The sequence below is a fragment of the Lutibacter litoralis genome, assembly GCF_014646675.1.
GTDB lineage: Bacteria > Bacteroidota > Bacteroidia > Flavobacteriales > Flavobacteriaceae > Lutibacter > Lutibacter litoralis.
This window is the reverse complement of record NZ_BMNS01000006.1, coordinates 30,065-45,636: the sequence shown is the minus strand read 5'-3', so window position 1 is coordinate 45,636 and position 15,572 is coordinate 30,065. Positions and strand designations below refer to the sequence as shown.

General features: G+C 28.1%; 13 protein-coding genes. 7 read left to right on the top strand and 6 right to left on the bottom strand.

Translation table 11 applies throughout. From position 1 onward, the window contains the following. Positions 1–26: 26 nt before the first annotated feature. The 3 genes from IEW75_RS10390 to recG form a co-directional block, all read right to left on the bottom strand. Entirely contained in the window at positions 27–1,331 is a 1,305-nt protein-coding gene (locus tag IEW75_RS10390; protein WP_134246371.1) for a RelA/SpoT domain-containing protein, read from the bottom strand. Between the two features lie 627 nt (positions 1,332–1,958). Then, positions 1,959–4,385, bottom strand: a complete 2,427-nt coding sequence (gene pheT / locus IEW75_RS10385; protein WP_134246370.1) for a phenylalanine--tRNA ligase subunit beta — start codon at positions 4,383–4,385, stop codon at positions 1,959–1,961. A gap of 95 nt (positions 4,386–4,480) precedes the next feature. After that, entirely contained in the window at positions 4,481–6,586 is a 2,106-nt protein-coding gene (gene recG, locus IEW75_RS10380) for an ATP-dependent DNA helicase RecG (RefSeq protein ID WP_134246369.1), read from the bottom strand. Positions 6,587–6,699: 113 nt separating this feature from the next. Here recG and IEW75_RS10375 point away from each other — a divergent pair, with 113 nt between their 5' ends. Next, entirely contained in the window at positions 6,700–7,908 is a 1,209-nt protein-coding gene (locus IEW75_RS10375) for an RsmB/NOP family class I SAM-dependent RNA methyltransferase (RefSeq protein ID WP_134246368.1), read from the top strand. A gap of 115 nt (positions 7,909–8,023) precedes the next feature. Here the strand turns inward: IEW75_RS10375 and IEW75_RS10370 are convergent, their stop codons facing one another. Then, entirely contained in the window at positions 8,024–8,698 is a 675-nt protein-coding gene (locus IEW75_RS10370; RefSeq protein ID WP_134246367.1) for a DUF2461 domain-containing protein, read from the bottom strand. Positions 8,699–8,897: 199 nt separating this feature from the next. Here IEW75_RS10370 and IEW75_RS10365 point away from each other — a divergent pair, with 199 nt between their 5' ends. Both IEW75_RS10365 and IEW75_RS10360 read left to right on the top strand, forming a co-directional pair. Continuing rightward, positions 8,898–9,266 (top strand): hypothetical protein, encoded by a 369-nt coding sequence (locus IEW75_RS10365; protein ID WP_134246366.1) that lies wholly within the window; start codon positions 8,898–8,900, stop codon positions 9,264–9,266. Between the two features lie 50 nt (positions 9,267–9,316). Then, a complete protein-coding gene (locus IEW75_RS10360) occupies positions 9,317–9,805 on the top strand; it encodes a hypothetical protein (RefSeq protein WP_134246365.1) in 489 nt (162 codons plus the stop codon). 8 nt (positions 9,806–9,813) lie between these two features. Here IEW75_RS10360 and IEW75_RS10355 read toward each other — a convergent pair whose 3' ends face one another. Together IEW75_RS10355 and IEW75_RS10350 are read right to left on the bottom strand one after the other, a co-directional pair. Next, positions 9,814–11,031, bottom strand: coding sequence for a metallophosphoesterase (locus tag IEW75_RS10355; RefSeq protein ID WP_134246364.1), 1,218 nt, complete (start codon positions 11,029–11,031; stop codon positions 9,814–9,816). Between the two features lie 5 nt (positions 11,032–11,036). Next, on the bottom strand, positions 11,037–11,624 hold the full coding sequence (locus tag IEW75_RS10350; protein ID WP_134246363.1) for a CDP-alcohol phosphatidyltransferase family protein: 588 nt from the start codon (positions 11,622–11,624) through the stop codon (positions 11,037–11,039). A 197-nt stretch (positions 11,625–11,821) separates the two neighbouring features. Here IEW75_RS10350 and IEW75_RS10345 point away from each other — a divergent pair, with 197 nt between their 5' ends. The 4 genes from IEW75_RS10345 (at position 11,822) to IEW75_RS10330 (ending at position 15,467) form a co-directional block, all read left to right on the top strand. Then, entirely contained in the window at positions 11,822–13,066 is a 1,245-nt protein-coding gene (locus IEW75_RS10345) for a PAS domain-containing sensor histidine kinase (protein ID WP_134246362.1), read from the top strand. Further along, positions 13,063–14,139: a response regulator gene (locus IEW75_RS10340; RefSeq protein WP_134246361.1), complete on the top strand. Its 1,077-nt coding sequence runs from the start codon at positions 13,063–13,065 to the stop codon at positions 14,137–14,139. The genes IEW75_RS10345 and IEW75_RS10340 overlap by 4 nt, the downstream gene beginning before the upstream one ends. A gap of 87 nt (positions 14,140–14,226) precedes the next feature. Further along, on the top strand, positions 14,227–15,066 hold the full coding sequence (locus IEW75_RS10335) for a universal stress protein (RefSeq protein ID WP_134246360.1): 840 nt from the start codon (positions 14,227–14,229) through the stop codon (positions 15,064–15,066). A gap of 11 nt (positions 15,067–15,077) precedes the next feature. Continuing rightward, a complete protein-coding gene (locus IEW75_RS10330) occupies positions 15,078–15,467 on the top strand; it encodes a hypothetical protein (protein WP_134246359.1) in 390 nt (129 codons plus the stop codon). Positions 15,468–15,572 lie beyond the last annotated feature (105 nt).

Below are 15,572 nucleotides of genomic sequence, written 5' to 3'. Positions count from 1 at the left end.
ACAATTTTGGTTATGCATTGTTGTAGCTAGTATTTTTTTAATCTTCTTTTATTCAATCTAATTATAGTTTTTAGAGATAGATTTAAAAATATTTCAGTCATTTTATATTTAACTTTGTGTTTATTGGCATCTAGATATAATTTCCTCTCATTTTTATCAATTTTTTCCTTTTGCTTTTGAATATCATTTTTCCATTCTTTTTGTTTTAAAAGATTTCCATTTTTATTATTTCCTGCAGCGTTAGAAACTAATATTTCCGTGTTTAAATTATTTATATGATTGTAAAGAATTGATAAATGTAAATTATAGTATTTTAAAAAGGAAAAATACTTTTTTTCTTTAATTGATTCAATAATTAATTCTCTTAAAATTATAGTTATATCATCCAAAACACTATGAACGGTTAAGATGTAATTTGAATACGCACTGCTTATATTTTTGTAACTTGGTTTAGTTAAATGGGTTAAAACTATATTCGAATTGTGATTACTTAAGTATCGCTTAAAATATTCTTTTTCAGCGGTGTTGAATCCATTAAAAGAATTAATAATTGGAATTTCATTTTTTTTGGTTTCTATTAAAAAGAATTTATGGGAGTATTTCATTTCCAATTCAAGCCATCTATTTCTTACTTTTAAATAGTTTCTCGTAAATACTTTACTTAAGTTTTCAATATATTGATATTCTCTTAAGGTTTTAGCAATATATTTTTTATCATCAAAAACTAATGATTTTCTTTTAGATAGTAAAAATAAAAATTTCTCAAGCTTTTTATCCTTTCCTATTTCTTTCAATTGGGAATCAAATATTAAATCTGTAATCTCAACAAGAGTAGCCCAATTATGGTCAAGTCTATTCCTTAATTGTACTTCTATAACTTTATTATCATTTGGAACTTGTATGTATAGATGAAGAGATTTATAACCGTTTTCTTTCGGAGTTTTAATGTAATCTTTTCGTTTTCTAACAATAAATATTTTTGAAATAAGTTTTTCTAATTTATAAACTTCTCTATCATTGTCAACTATACACCGACATCCTGAGATATCCCACATTCTAGCAAATAGTTGTTTTTCTTTCGTTTTTTTCTCTCTATTCAATTTACCAATTATAGTTTCAATCCTCTTTATTCGGTAAGTTATAATAGCGTTTTTATTTACTCTCTTGCTTAAGGAACATAAAGAATTAAATGTGGTATTTGTTGAGTCTTTAAATGATATTCTGTGCTCTTGAATTTGTTCTTTTGTGGTATCCTTTATTTCTGGGAATTCAAGTCTAATTTTATCTCCGAGTCTATTTATATCTCCATTGGTTTTCAATGTTTTGTTCATTTATTCAATAATTTTCATAGTATTTTTAATATTAGCTACAACTTGTTATAAAATCATATTACATACGTTTATCCCCAAAAAATTATCGGGATGAGGTGTATAAAAGTTTAAAATATTTATTGTAAAATCCATAGCATTTTGGAGTAACATTCAAATATAAAAAATTTAATCTAATATTAACACAACTATTGTAATTTTATAAAGCGCTGGTTTCTTTTCAAATAGTCATTTTTATACTTATTAATTTTATATTTTTTGCAGTAATAAGTGAACAAAAATATGCTTTAATAGTATAATTATACCCTTGCCAATTATTTATACTATAAATGTTGTATATCTATACGTATAAACGTTGTCATCTATACTATACATTTTATAATCTATACTATAAACAACATTAAAAATACTGGTATTTTTTACAAAAAAAACTAATATAGCTTTATAAAGTATGCTTTTAAAAGCTTTTATATTGGTAAAAATTAAATATGGTTTTAAGCATTCTATGCAATTATTTATGAATAAAAAACCAGTACCGTTTTTAAAACACTTTTAAAAAACAAAAACTCTTTTTAAAGAGTTTTTGAAGTTTGTTTTATAGTATGTTAAGATTTTGCGGTACACTTATATTTAGCGTAATGTTGCACCCACATTTTTTTCAAATGTTTGTTGCAATTTCTGCATAACCTTGTCTATTTGCTTATCGTTTAAGGTTTTGTTTTCATCTTGTAATAAAAAACTAACTGCGTACGATTTTTTTCCTTCCTCTAATTTATCACCTTCATAAACATCAAACAAATCAACTTGTTTTAGTAACTTCTTTTCTGCTTGAAACGCTAAATTATAAAGTTCGTTAAAAGTAACTTCTTTGTCTAGCAACAAAGAAAAGTCCCGTTTTACTGCTGGAAATTTAGGTAAATTAGAAACATTAATAGATGATTTTCCACCAACTTTTAAGATATTCTCCCAATTAAAATCTGCAAATAATACTTCTTGTTTTATTCCAAATTCTTTATTTATAGCTCGCTTTACTACACCTAAATCTACCAATTTAATCTTTCCTAAACTTAAGGTAATTCCTTCGGAGAAAACATCGTTTTTTGTAGGTATTGTTTTAAACTTATCAATTCCTAAACGTTGTAACAATGCAGTTACAATTCCTTTTAAATAAAAGAAATCAGATTTTTTTTGAACAACATTCCAACGTTCTTTTGCTCTTGCTCCAGAAACAAATAAGGTTAAATGCTTTTGTTCAGCATAACCGCTTTCAAACTTATGGTATGTTTTTCCAAACTCGAAGAATTTTAAAGCATTGTTTTTTCGGTTGATATTATAAACAACAGATTCTAATCCACTAAATAACAACGACTGACGCATCACATTTAAATCGTTGCTTAGGGGATTTAACATCACTACATTATGCTCTTCATTTAACATTTCAGACAATGAAACATAGTCTGACTTTGTTAAAGAATTTGCCATAGTTTCATTAAAACCTTGAGCAACTAATTGGTTAGAAATAACGTTTTCTATTTTTACATCATCAAATTCAGAAAAAGAAATTGAAGTATTTAATTTGTGCGAAAATTCTACATTGTTATAACCATAAACACGTAAAATTTCTTCAATAACATCGGCTTCTCTAGTAACATCTACACGGTACGCAGGAATTGTTAAACCAATACCTCCTTCGGTTACGCTATTGAACTTAATATCTAACGAAGCTAAAATATTTTTTACGGTTTCTTTTGGAATTTCAGCTCCAATTAAACGGTTCATTTTTTGATAAGACAAGAACACCTGAAAATCTTCAAATTTTACAGGATAAAACTCTGCAATTTCAGATGAAACTTTTCCGCCTGCAACTTCTAAAATTAAATTAGCAGCACGTCTTAAGGCATATTTTGTAATTGAAGGGTCGATTCCTCTTTCAAATCTAAAAGACGCATCGGTATTTAAGGCATGTCTTTTAGCAGTTTTTCTAATTGTAATTGGATTAAAATAAGCACTTTCTAAAAATATTGAAGTTGTATTTTCCGTAACTCCAGAATTTAAGCCTCCAAAAACACCTGCAATACACATTGGTTCTTCATTTCCATTACAGATCATTAAATCTTCCTCGTGCAATTCGCGTTCAACTTCGTCTAAGGTTGTAAATTTTGTTCCTGTAGGTAAGGTTTTTACAATAATTTTATTTCCTTTTACTTTTGAAGCATCAAAAGCATGCAATGGCTGACCTAATTCGTGCAGCACATAATTAGTAACATCAACAATATTATTTATTGGAGTTAATCCTATCGCTTTTAATCTATTTTGAAGCCAATCTGGCGAATCTTTAACTGTAATATCTGAAATAGTAACACCCGCATATCTTGGCGCTTTTTCTTCATCTTCAACTATTACATCAAATTTTAAAGTTCTATCATCTACATGAAAATCGCTTACCGAAGGAGAAATTAATTCTAAAGATATCCCTTTTTGAATAAGCCCTGCGCGTAAATCACGTGCAGTTCCATAATGGCTCATGGCATCTGCCCTATTTGGTGTTAAACCAATTTCAAAAACCTCATCTTTTTCAATATTAAAAACTGTAGCAGCTGGAGTACCAGCTTTTAAAGTTTCGTCCAAAACCATAATCCCATCGTGACTGCTTCCTAAACCTAATTCATCTTCGGCGCAAATCATTCCGTGACTTTCTTCTCCTCTAATTTTACCTTTTTTAATTTTAAAACCTTCACCATTAGCATCATACAACATTGTTCCAATGGTTGCAACCGGCACAGTTTGACCAGCAGCTACATTTGGTGCTCCACAAACTATTTGTACTGGTTCACCATTTCCTAAATCTACAATTGTAATTTTTAATCTGTCTGCGTTAGGGTGTTGCACGCATGTTAAAACTTTACCAATTACAATGCCTTCTAAACTTCCTTTAATAGATTCTACAGTTTCAAGACCCTCTACTTCAAGTCCTAAATCGGTTAACAATTCTCCTGTTTTTTCAGCTTCCCAATCAACCTTTAAAAACTGTTTCAACCAATTGTATGATATTTTCATCTTTAGATTTTATTTTTAACAAGATGCAAAGATAAACAAACCAACTTTAAACTTAAACCTTAAGCAACTTTTTTGATGGTTGTTTATAAATAAATTTAGCTAATATTAGACCAAATTGTACTGTTTTTACTAATTTCTTGGTAAGCAATTCTAATAAAATTGTTTTCAGGCAATTTTAATAAAGGATCTTTTGTGAGCACATCAATTGCAATAGCTCTTGCTTTTTTTAATAACTGTGTGTCTTTCACAATATCTGCAATACATAAATTTAACACACCACTTTGTTGGGTTCCCATTAAATTTCCTGGTCCTCGTAATTTTAAATCAACTTCTGCAATTTTAAAGCCATCACTGGTATCAACCATTGTATTTAAACGAATTTTAGCATCTGCAGATAGTTTAAAACTGGTCATTAAAATACAATAACTTTGTTCAGCTCCACGTCCTACTCTACCGCGTAATTGATGTAACTGAGACAAGCCAAACCGCTCAGCACTTTCAATAACCATTACACTTGCATTAGGAATATTTACTCCAACTTCTATTACGGTTGTTGCTACCATAATTTGAGTATCACCATTTATAAAGCGTTGCATTTCGTACTCCTTATCAGCAGGTTTCATTTTACCATGTACAATGCTAATTTGGTAGTTTGGCAATGGAAACTCACGTGCAATACTTTCGTATCCGTCCATTAAATCTTTATAATCCATCGCTTCAGATTCGTTAATTAACGGATACACAACGTACACTTGGCGCCCTTTTGCAATTTCTTCTTTTAAAAATTTAAATACAGATAATCGGTTCGCATCATATCTATGTGCTGTTTTTACTTCTTTTCTGCCTGGAGGTAATTCATCAATAACAGAAATATCTAAATCGCCATACACACTCATTGCTAATGTTCTTGGAATCGGAGTTGCTGTCATTACCAACACGTGCGGTGGTAATTGATTTTTTTGCCACATTTTAGAACGTTGGGCTACACCAAATCTATGTTGTTCATCAATTATTGCAATGCCTAGATTTTTAAACTTTACTTTATCTTCAATAAGCGCATGGGTGCCTATTAATATGTTTAATGTGCCATTTTCTAATTGTTCGTGTATAATTCTTCGTTCTTTTGTTTTTGTAGAACCTGTTAGCAATTTTATAGAAATATTTAAACCCTCTAACAATGCTACCAGCGAATTATAATGCTGTGTCGCTAAAATTTCGGTAGGCGCCATTAATGCTGCCTGAAAACCATTATCTAAGGCAATTAACATTGTTAACAATGCTACTATTGTTTTTCCAGAGCCTACATCTCCTTGCAGTAAACGATTCATTTGCGCATTAGAACCTAAATCTTTCCGTATTTCTTTTAGCACTCTTTTTTGCGCATTGGTTAAATGGAATGGTAGTTTATTAGTGTAAAAATTATTAAAATTATCGCCTACTTTTTCAAAATTGAAGCCTTTAATTTTCGACTTTCTAACTAATTTTTTTCGAATGAGTTGTAATTGAATAAAAAACAATTCTTCAAACTTAAGTCTAATTTGTGCTTTAGTTAATAATTCTTGATTTTGTGGAAAATGAATATTTAAAAGTGCTTCCTTTTTTGAAATTAAATGAAGTTCATTTATAATTGAAGCTGACAAGGTTTCTGTAAAATCACCTTGCACCTCTTCAAACAAATTCTGAATCATTTTAGACACAATTTTATTTGAAATTCCTTTGTTTGTTAATTTTTCGGTTGAAGGATAAATGGGCTGCATTGCCGTTCGCAAACTTTTTTTATAATCTACAAGCAATTCCATTTCTGGATGTGGCATAGAAAATAAGCCATTAAAAAAATTAGTTTTTCCAAAAATTACATACGGAGTATTAATTTTTAATGCATCTTTTATCCATTTTGCACCTCTAAACCAAACTAATTCCATGGTTCCAGTACCATCGGTAAAAGTTGCTGCCAACCTACTTCCACGCTTTTGTTGAACCGTTTTTATAGTGGTTATTTTTCCAATAATTTGAACTTCAGATGTGTTATTTTGAAGTTGATTTATCTTAAAAAACTGAGTTCTATCTATATACCTATTGGGAAAAAAATTAATTAAATCGCCAAATGTATGAATGCCTAATTCCGATTTAAGTAAAATAGCTCTATTAGGTCCAACACCTTTTAAATAAGCTATAGCAGTATTAAGTTTGTAGTTTGGCATTTTTTAAATGAAAGCACGAAGGTAATAATTAGATCAGCAATAAACAATCTCTAAATTTAAAGCCTAACTTCTTAGCTACAAATTATGTATCTTTGCAGCCTTAAATTTTTAATATGAGATTACACAGAAATTTAGTATTTACAGTTGTAGATGCCATAAAATTAATTTTTAATGAAGGAGAATATGCAGATAAAGTGGTTCAAAAAGCATTAAAACGCGATGCGCGTTGGGGAGCGAGAGACCGCAAATTTGTTGCAGAAACTATTTACGAAATGGTACGTTGGAAACGATTGTACAACGAAATAGCTGGAACAAAATCTCATTATTCAACAGAAAATGTTTGGAAAAACTTTGCTGTTTTTGCTATTTTAAAGGGTTATAAGTTACCAGATTGGAATCAGTTACAAGGAGTTCCAGAAAGAAGAATTAAAGGTAAATTTGATGAACTTCAAAAAGTTAGAGTCTTTAAAGAGTCTATTCCAGATTGGTTAGATGAGTTAGCTATAAAAGAATTAGGCGAAAAACACTGGTCTAAAGAAATTACGGCTTTAAATATGCAAGCTGAAGTTATTTTACGTACAAATACGCTAAGAACCAATAAAGCTTCACTTAGAAAAAAACTTGCCGATGAAGGAATTGCTACTACTTTTATTGATGGCTATCCAGATGCGTTAAAATTAGTGGAACGTGCCAATGTTTTTAAAACAAGTTGTTTTAAAGACGGACTTTTTGAAGTACAAGACGCTTCCTCTCAATTAGTGGCCGCTTTTTTAGATGTAAAACCTGGTATGAAAGTTATTGATACGTGTGCTGGTGCAGGAGGAAAAACATTGCATTTGGCTGCTTTAATGGAAAATAAAGGAAACATTATTGCAACGGATATTTACGAAAGTAAATTAAAGAAATTAAAAATTAGAACGCGGAGAGCTGGAGTTCACAATGTTACAACAAAGGTATTGGATTCTACAAAAGTACTGAAGAAAATGAAAGGTACTGCCGACAGAGTTTTAATTGATGCTCCGTGTAGTGGTATTGGAGTTTTAAAAAGAAACCCAGATAGCAAATGGAAATTAGAACCAGCGTTTGTTGAAAATATTATTAAAACTCAAGCCGAAATATTAGAAAACTATTCTAAATTAGTAAAAGTTGGCGGAAAGTTGGTATATGCAACCTGTTCTATATTACCTTCTGAAAATGAAAAACAAGTAAAGACTTTCTTAAAAAACAATCCTAATTTTACTATTATTAAAGACCATAAAGTATCTCCTTTTAAAACAGGTTACGACGGATTTTATATGGCATTGTTAACGTGTAACAGTTAGTTAACTAATAGTACTACTTATGGTTTGCTGCGCTGCTAGCATCAAAAACAAAGGATAGTTTGTTTTATAAAATAGAAAAAAAGGTTATGTAAAATTTATTTTTACATAACCTTTTTTAATCTAAAATTGACACTCCATTCAAATCTGTGGTGAGTATTTCACTCATATAATCAAAATAAGGTCGCATTGCTTTAAAACTAGCATTTACTTCATCCATAAAATTAGGTGCCAACACTTCTTTTTCGCTAAAATTACGCACTACAATAAACTGTTTCATTCTAATTAGGTCAATATCTTGATGTTCTTTATCAAAACCTCTTGGCGCAGTTTTTAAAGATTCGCCTTGTAATTTTTCAAAATGTTTCACAAATGTTTTGTCGCTTATTATTGCTCTAATTTCAGAAGTATCCATTTCAAATTCTTTTCTAATTCGCAATAAATCTTCTTTATTAGGTTGCCAAAATCCACCAGCCACAAAACTTCCTTCCGGACTAATATGTAAATAATAGCCACCTCTTAATCTATTGGTTGCTCTAGAAAATGATCCTGAAAAATGAATTTTATATGGAGTTTTATCTTTAGAAAATCGTACATCTCTATAAATTCTAAAAAACTTAAAAGCATCAATTGCATCATGCAATTTTAAACGTTCCATTAAAGTTTTATAAAATTCTTTAGTCTTTTTTTGTTCAATTTGAAATTGAGGTTTGTTTTCTGTAAACCAATCTCTATTATTATTTTCTTTTAAATTTTTTAAAAAAATGAATGTTGATTTATCTATGGTTATCATTTATATATATTTTAGAAATTTCAATGTACAAAAAGAGTTTTCAAAAACCTGAATTCAACCTACTATTTTTTCATTTTATACTTAATTTTGAGTAAGGTTAAAAAATGAAACTATTGTTAAAGTTCTTACTTCAAAATTGATATATATCATTTTATCAGTTTGCTTTTTTGGGTAACTTTCATAAAGATTTAATAAAAATATGAATAGAGGCATTTTATTTCTAATACTAATTATACTATTGATAAGCAGCTGTGGGTCGTTTGTTTATATTTCAAAAGCAGGCAACATTCCTCCTCCAGCATGGTATTATCCAAATAAGGTAGAAGCCATTAGATATATTTATTTTCCAGATTATGAAATTTATTATGATTTTTATTTGAATAACTACTTTTACCTCAACGATGGAAATTGGCTAAGTACTACTATTTTACCAAAAAGATTTTATGGAATTAATTTGCATAGAAGCAAACAGGTTAGAATTACAAATTATTATGGAGATGATCTAAAAAGATACCATTTAGAAACTATTATTAAACGAAGAAATTCTGATCCAAAACGGTATCATTAGTAGTTTAGATTTTAGTTAAAATTCAATATTTTTTATCTAAATTTTTAAATATGAAAATAGAGCATTTAGAAGAACGTGTTAATGATTATAAAAATTCTATTAAAACCGTTGTAGAAAAAAAAATATGTTGGCAAACGCAAACAAAAAATTTACTTATTGCTACGCTAAACACTATTACCAAAAAATATACTATTGGGTGGCGTGTTCAAGAGCTCAACTGGATAAACACCAACGAGGCGATAAATATAACATTAGAATCTTTTCCAGATGATTTAATTGAAAGTACAAATAAAATACCTTCTTACCAGTTTATAAAAGGAGGTTCTTTAGTGTTTTCACAATCGCATAATGGAGATGTAAATATTTTTATTCTATTCCCAATAGTTGAGAACGCAATAGACAACCATAATGAAACAGAAATAGAAACTTATGCACCAGAAACAATTAATGAAAAACTAATTATAGAAAAAGTAGACGAATTTTTAAAAGAAATGATAAATTGGGAAGTTCCTTCATTAAAAAACAAAGTGGGGTTTTAATTGTTGAGTTACTTTTTTTTAAGTGTAATACATGTAATTTCTGGGCGCATCCCTAGCCTGCCAGGATATCCCAACCAGCCTAAACCACGATTTACATATAAATATTGCTGTTTAACCTTATATAAACCTGCCCAATGTTTATATTTATATTTTATTGGACTCCATTTTTTACTTTTTATAGAAATACCTGCTTGCATACCGTGCGTATGCCCGGAAAGAGTTAGTGCGATATCGGTTTCTTCTAATACTTCTTTACTCCAATGTGATGGATCGTGAGAGAGTAATATTTTAAAGACCCCTTTAGGCACATTATGTAATGCTTTTTGTAAATCTCCATATTGTTTAAAAGGTGGCAGTCCCCAGTTTTCAACACCAACAATTGCAATATTGGTGTTTTTAAGTTTAACCAATTCCGATTCATTTAACAATAATTTAAAATCAATTTTCTTAAAAAAATAATGAAGTATTTCTTGATTTGTTAATTTAGCCTTTTCAGATTTCCAGAAACTGTAATCGCCATAATCGTGATTTCCCAATACTGCAAACTTACCTGTAGTTGCTTTTAATTGCTTAAAAACAGTGCTCCAACCTTTTAATTCCCAGGCATAATTGTTCACCAAATCTCCCGTAAAAAAAATAAAGTCGGGTTTTAACTCATTTATTGTAAGAATTGCCCTATCTAAAATATGATATCTAAAATTAAAACTTCCTAAATGAAGGTCTGAAATATGAACTATTTTTAAGCCTTCTAAATCATTTTCTAATTTTTTAAACCTAATTGTAACTTTATGTGTTTTAAAGCGATATAAGGCTCTAAAAATACTATAAACTATTATAAAAAAAGGTAAAAACCCAGCAAATAAACCAAGCAATGCCACAACAATTAAAGAAACTGCGTCAGATAAAAAAGTATTGGTAATATTAATTATGGTGCTAAAAATTATAAAAATAAATTTGGGGATTAAAGACGAAATTACCAACCCATACAACCAAGAAGTAATTAATTGTTTTCTGTGAGGATTAAATGCATTTAGGTTTACTTTTAAAAAAATAATTGAACTAATTAAACCTATAGTAAAGAGCCAAAAAAATATATAAATTAATATTTTTAAAAAAGAAAAAGGAATTAGTTGTGTTATAGAAAGCAACCAATAAAAAGTAACTACATCAATAATAAGAATTAACAAACACAATAAAATTATAATATAAAGTGGATAACTTCGCATACAATTTATGTTTTTTTACTTCTACGTTTATCTTTTATTGCCCAATAAATTCCTTTAACACCAGCTACCCAATTATCGTACATAAAAATAAGTGTAATTTCTTCAATAGTTTCTAATATTCCTATCACAATCATTACATAAAATAACCAATACACTGGTTCAAAAAATAACAACCAAAGTATAAAAGCACTTTGTACAATGGCAGATAATTTTGCTAAATATGTATGAAATGCTGTTGCCTTTCCATATTTTATAAAAGCAATTAACATTTGAATAAGGTAGGGAGAAAATGAAATAATTATTAACACATAATTGGTTTTAATAAAATCATACTCAAAAATTAAAATACCCACCAAACCAAGTATAAACGTAATTTGATCTCCAAAAGAATCTAACTGAGAACCTCTAGGGCTTGTAATTTGTAATTTTCTGGCAATAAAACCATCAATTGCATCTGTGCAGTAACTTATTAATAAAAACCACGTAAAAAGGTTTCTTTCATTTAAAATTAACATGACAATTAATAAAGGTGCAGCCGCAATTCTATAAAATGAAAACCAATCTGCAATATTATAATTTTTAAAGGTTAGCATTTCCTGTTTTTTTGTTTAATCACTCATTAGTTGTTTTAAATAGCACAATTGAAAATGATATTCAACATAAATTTAAAGCCTAATTCAACAATACAAAATGATAATTATCAATTAATTATTAAAATAAAGTACAAAACATTCTATAATTAACAATTTTTTTCCGAAATTTAAAGAAGTATTAAACTATTTATAATACTATGTTTTTTCAAAATCGAAATATTTTTAATATTCTTTTTGAAGCAATACCAGAAGGAGTAATTATTGTTGATGAGTCTCAAACTATTTTAGCGGCCAATTCATCAGCAGAAACAATGTTTGGTTATACTAACCAAGAACTTTCTAATAAAAAATTAGATGTTTTAATCCCTAAAAAATTCCATACTAACCATAAACATCATTTTTCTAATTTTATTAAAAGTAATAATATTAGAAAAACAACACACAATTCAAATTTAACAGGTATTAAAAAAAATAATAAACAGTTTCCTATTGAAATTGGTTTAAATCCATTTTCGGTTGAAAACAATAATTTTGTACTTGCTTTATTAATTGATATTACCGTAAGAAAACAAAATGAACTTAAAATTGAAACTTTAAACACACAATTAGAGCAAAAAGTAACACAAAGAACCTTACAATTAAAAAATACAATAAAACAATTAAAACTACTTAATTTAAACTATAAAAAAGAAATAGCTAAAAGAGTTGAAGCAGAAAATAAGATTAAACTTACTTTAAAAAAAGAGCAAGAACTTAGCAACCTTAAAACCAAATTCTTAACCTTAGTTTCTCATGAGTTTAAAACACCCCTAAGTGGTATTTTAACTTCAACTATGTTGTTAAATAAATACCAGCTAAAAAGTGAACAAAACAGAAGAGAAAAACATATAAAAACAATAGAAAGTAAAGTGCATTATTTAGATAATATTTTAAACGATTTTTTATCTGTAGAACGTTTAGATGCAAACCAAGTAAACTATAAAATCACAAAATTTAATTTAAGTAAAGTTATAAATGAAGTTATTTACAATACAAATATGCTCTTAAAAAATGGACAAAAAATTAACATACCCCATAACATCGATGACTTTATTTTAGAACAAGATGAAATTATTTTAGTACTAATTTTATCTAATTTAATGTGTAATGCTGTAAAGTATTCACCAGAAAATTCAACCATAATCATTAAAATAATTAAGAATGGAAAAAATATCTCATTTGTAATTATTGATAAAGGAATTGGAATCCCCTTAAACGATCAAAATTATGTATTTAATCGTTATTTCAGAGCTGAAAATGCACTCAATATCCAAGGCACCGGCATTGGTTTAAGCATTGTAAAAGCTCATGTAGAGAATTTAGGCGGAACCATAAGTTTTAAAAGTAAAGAAAACGAAGGTTCTGTATTTATACTTAAAATACCTATAATAAACAAGTTATGATAAAAGTATTACTAATAGAAGACGATACGGTTGTAAGAGAAAACACTGCTGAACTTTTAGAACTCGCGAGCTATACAGTAATTACCGCCGATAACGGAAAAACTGGAGTAGCCGAAGCTAAAAAACACCTGCCAGATATAATAATATGTGATATTATGATGCCCGAATTAAATGGCTATGGTGTGCTGCATATACTCTCTAAAGAAAAATCAACCAAACAAATACCTTTTATATTTCTTTCAGCTAAAACAGAATATAAAGATATTAGAAAAGGAATGGATTTGGGGGCTGATGATTATATAACAAAACCTTTTGATGAATCTGAAATTTTTAGCGCTATTGAAAGTCGTCTCGCAAAAGTAGCTATATTTAATGAAAATAGAGAAAAACAAAAAATTAAAATAACGACAGAAAATGTTGAAGAGTTTTTATTTCAACCAAATGAAATAAAAACAATAGATCAATTAAGAAGCTATTTTACAGAAAATGTTGAAGAGTTTTCATTTCAACCAAATGAAATTATTTATAATGAAGGAGACAACTCTAATTACGTTTACCTAATTAATACAGGGGTAGTTAAAACATATAAAATAGACGAACAAGGCAAAGAATTAATAACTTCTATTAATAAAGAGAATGATTTTTTTGGGTTTACATCATTTACACATAACATAAATTATAAAGAAGCTGCAGCTGCAATTGAAAATGTAACAACTTTTAGGTTAACAAAAAATGAACTGCAAAGTTTATTAGAAAAAAATCATTTTTTAACATTAGAATTAATAGATTATTTATCTGATAATGTATCTGAAATAAAAGAACATTTATTAGAAATGGCATACAGTTCCGTTAGAAGAAAAACAGCAAGTACGATTTTACAATTTTCAAAAAAAATAAAAAAATCTCCGACCGATAATCCTAAAATTTCGAGAAGCGATTTAGCAAGTATTGCTGGAATTGCAACTGAAACATTCATTAGAACACTTTCCGATTTTAAAAAAGAAGGTATTATAGAAATTGAAGGAAGAAACATAAAAATTATTAATCTTGATAAATTAAAAAAGATTAATTAGGTCAATATTTTGTTAGAATTGATAATTATCATTTAACACGTTGTTTTTCAGTCTTAAATTAGAGTATTCATTCAATACTTTATAAAGATGAAAAATATACTAATACCTACCGATTTTTCAGAAAACTCTTGGAATGCAATTAAATATGCTTTACGTTTTTTTAAAAAAACTCCCTGTAATTTTTATTTATTACACGTAACATTAATTCCAAATTATGCTGCCGGAGATGTGCCTATTATTCCAACAGAAACTGTACTCGAAAACACACTTTTAAAGCAAGCCAAAAAAGGATTAAAACAACTGCAAAAAAAGATTCAAGAAAATATTTCCAATCCAAACCATCACTTTTTCTCAATTTCTAAATACAATTTTTTTATAGATGCTATTAGAGAAGAAATAAAAGAAAAAAATATTGACTTAATTGTGATGGGAACCAAAGGTGCTTCGGGTTTGGCTGAAGTAATTATTGGAAGCAATACAGGCGATTTAATAACAAAAGTTAAATGTCCAGTTTTAATAATTCCCGAAAAAGCAGTCTTTAAAATTCCTGTAGAAATTGCATTTCCAACCGACTATAACATTTTCTACGAACCTACAATTTTAAAAAATATTTCTGAATTTATAAAAATGTATAACTCTTCAATTAGAATATTACATGTAACTAAGAAAAACGAAACATTGTCCGAATTTCAATTGGGAAACAGAGAATTTTTAAACGATTATTTTTTAGATGAAAACCATAGTTTCCATAGAGTTACTTCTAATAAAATTGAAAATGGTGTGCAGTGTTTTGTTGAAAGTAGAAATATTGATTTAATTATAATGGTTGCAAAAAACCTTAACCTTTTTCAACGTATTTTATTTAAACCTACTGTGGAAGAAATTAGTTATCATATAGAAATACCATTTCTTGTGTTGCACGAATAAATTTTAATATTATGGAACATATATCACTTTTTTTAGCAAAATTTTGGGGTTGGTATTTAATTATCTTTTTCTTTATTTTAAGTTTTAACCCAAAAAGAATTGTACAAATAATTAAAGATCTCGAAGATCAGAAATTTACAATTCTTATTTCATTTTTATCCATAATTATTGGGTTACTAAACATTTTATTCCATAATTTATGGAAAGGTGATTACAGATTAATTATAACGATAATAGGTTGGTTTGCTTTATTAAATGGACTGGCACTATTTATATTTCCAAAAAATACCATATCCTGGATAAATTATATGAATATAAAATTTGTACAAATTTTATATATCTTATTATTTTTTATTGGTGTTTTTTTATTAAGCATGGGGTACGGTATTATTTTCTTTTAATAAAATAGCTGATTACAATCATACTTATAATTGATGGCAATCATATTATTTTTAAAAACACCACCCTACTTTTGAGTAATCAATAAAAAAAGTTCATTGATAGTT

What these genes read in the sequence shown, in the direction of transcription:
- IEW75_RS10390 (WP_134246371.1), bottom strand. Translation starts at nt 1,331, where the DNA reads ATGAACAAAACATTGAAAACCAATGGAGATATAAATAGACTCGGAGAT.
- pheT (WP_134246370.1), bottom strand. Translation starts at nt 4,385, where the DNA reads ATGAAAATATCATACAATTGGTTGAAACAGTTTTTAAAGGTTGATTGG.
- recG (WP_134246369.1), bottom strand. Translation starts at nt 6,586, where the DNA reads ATGCCAAACTACAAACTTAATACTGCTATAGCTTATTTAAAAGGTGTT.
- IEW75_RS10375 (WP_134246368.1), top strand. Translation starts at nt 6,700, where the DNA reads ATGAGATTACACAGAAATTTAGTATTTACAGTTGTAGATGCCATAAAA.
- IEW75_RS10370 (WP_134246367.1), bottom strand. Translation starts at nt 8,698, where the DNA reads ATGATAACCATAGATAAATCAACATTCATTTTTTTAAAAAATTTAAAA.
- IEW75_RS10365 (WP_134246366.1), top strand. Translation starts at nt 8,898, where the DNA reads ATGAATAGAGGCATTTTATTTCTAATACTAATTATACTATTGATAAGC.
- IEW75_RS10360 (WP_134246365.1), top strand. Translation starts at nt 9,317, where the DNA reads ATGAAAATAGAGCATTTAGAAGAACGTGTTAATGATTATAAAAATTCT.
- IEW75_RS10355 (WP_134246364.1), bottom strand. Translation starts at nt 11,031, where the DNA reads ATGCGAAGTTATCCACTTTATATTATAATTTTATTGTGTTTGTTAATT.
- IEW75_RS10350 (WP_134246363.1), bottom strand. Translation starts at nt 11,624, where the DNA reads ATGCTAACCTTTAAAAATTATAATATTGCAGATTGGTTTTCATTTTAT.
- IEW75_RS10345 (WP_134246362.1), top strand. Translation starts at nt 11,822, where the DNA reads ATGTTTTTTCAAAATCGAAATATTTTTAATATTCTTTTTGAAGCAATA.
- IEW75_RS10340 (WP_134246361.1), top strand. Translation starts at nt 13,063, where the DNA reads ATGATAAAAGTATTACTAATAGAAGACGATACGGTTGTAAGAGAAAAC.
- IEW75_RS10335 (WP_134246360.1), top strand. Translation starts at nt 14,227, where the DNA reads ATGAAAAATATACTAATACCTACCGATTTTTCAGAAAACTCTTGGAAT.
- IEW75_RS10330 (WP_134246359.1), top strand. Translation starts at nt 15,078, where the DNA reads ATGGAACATATATCACTTTTTTTAGCAAAATTTTGGGGTTGGTATTTA.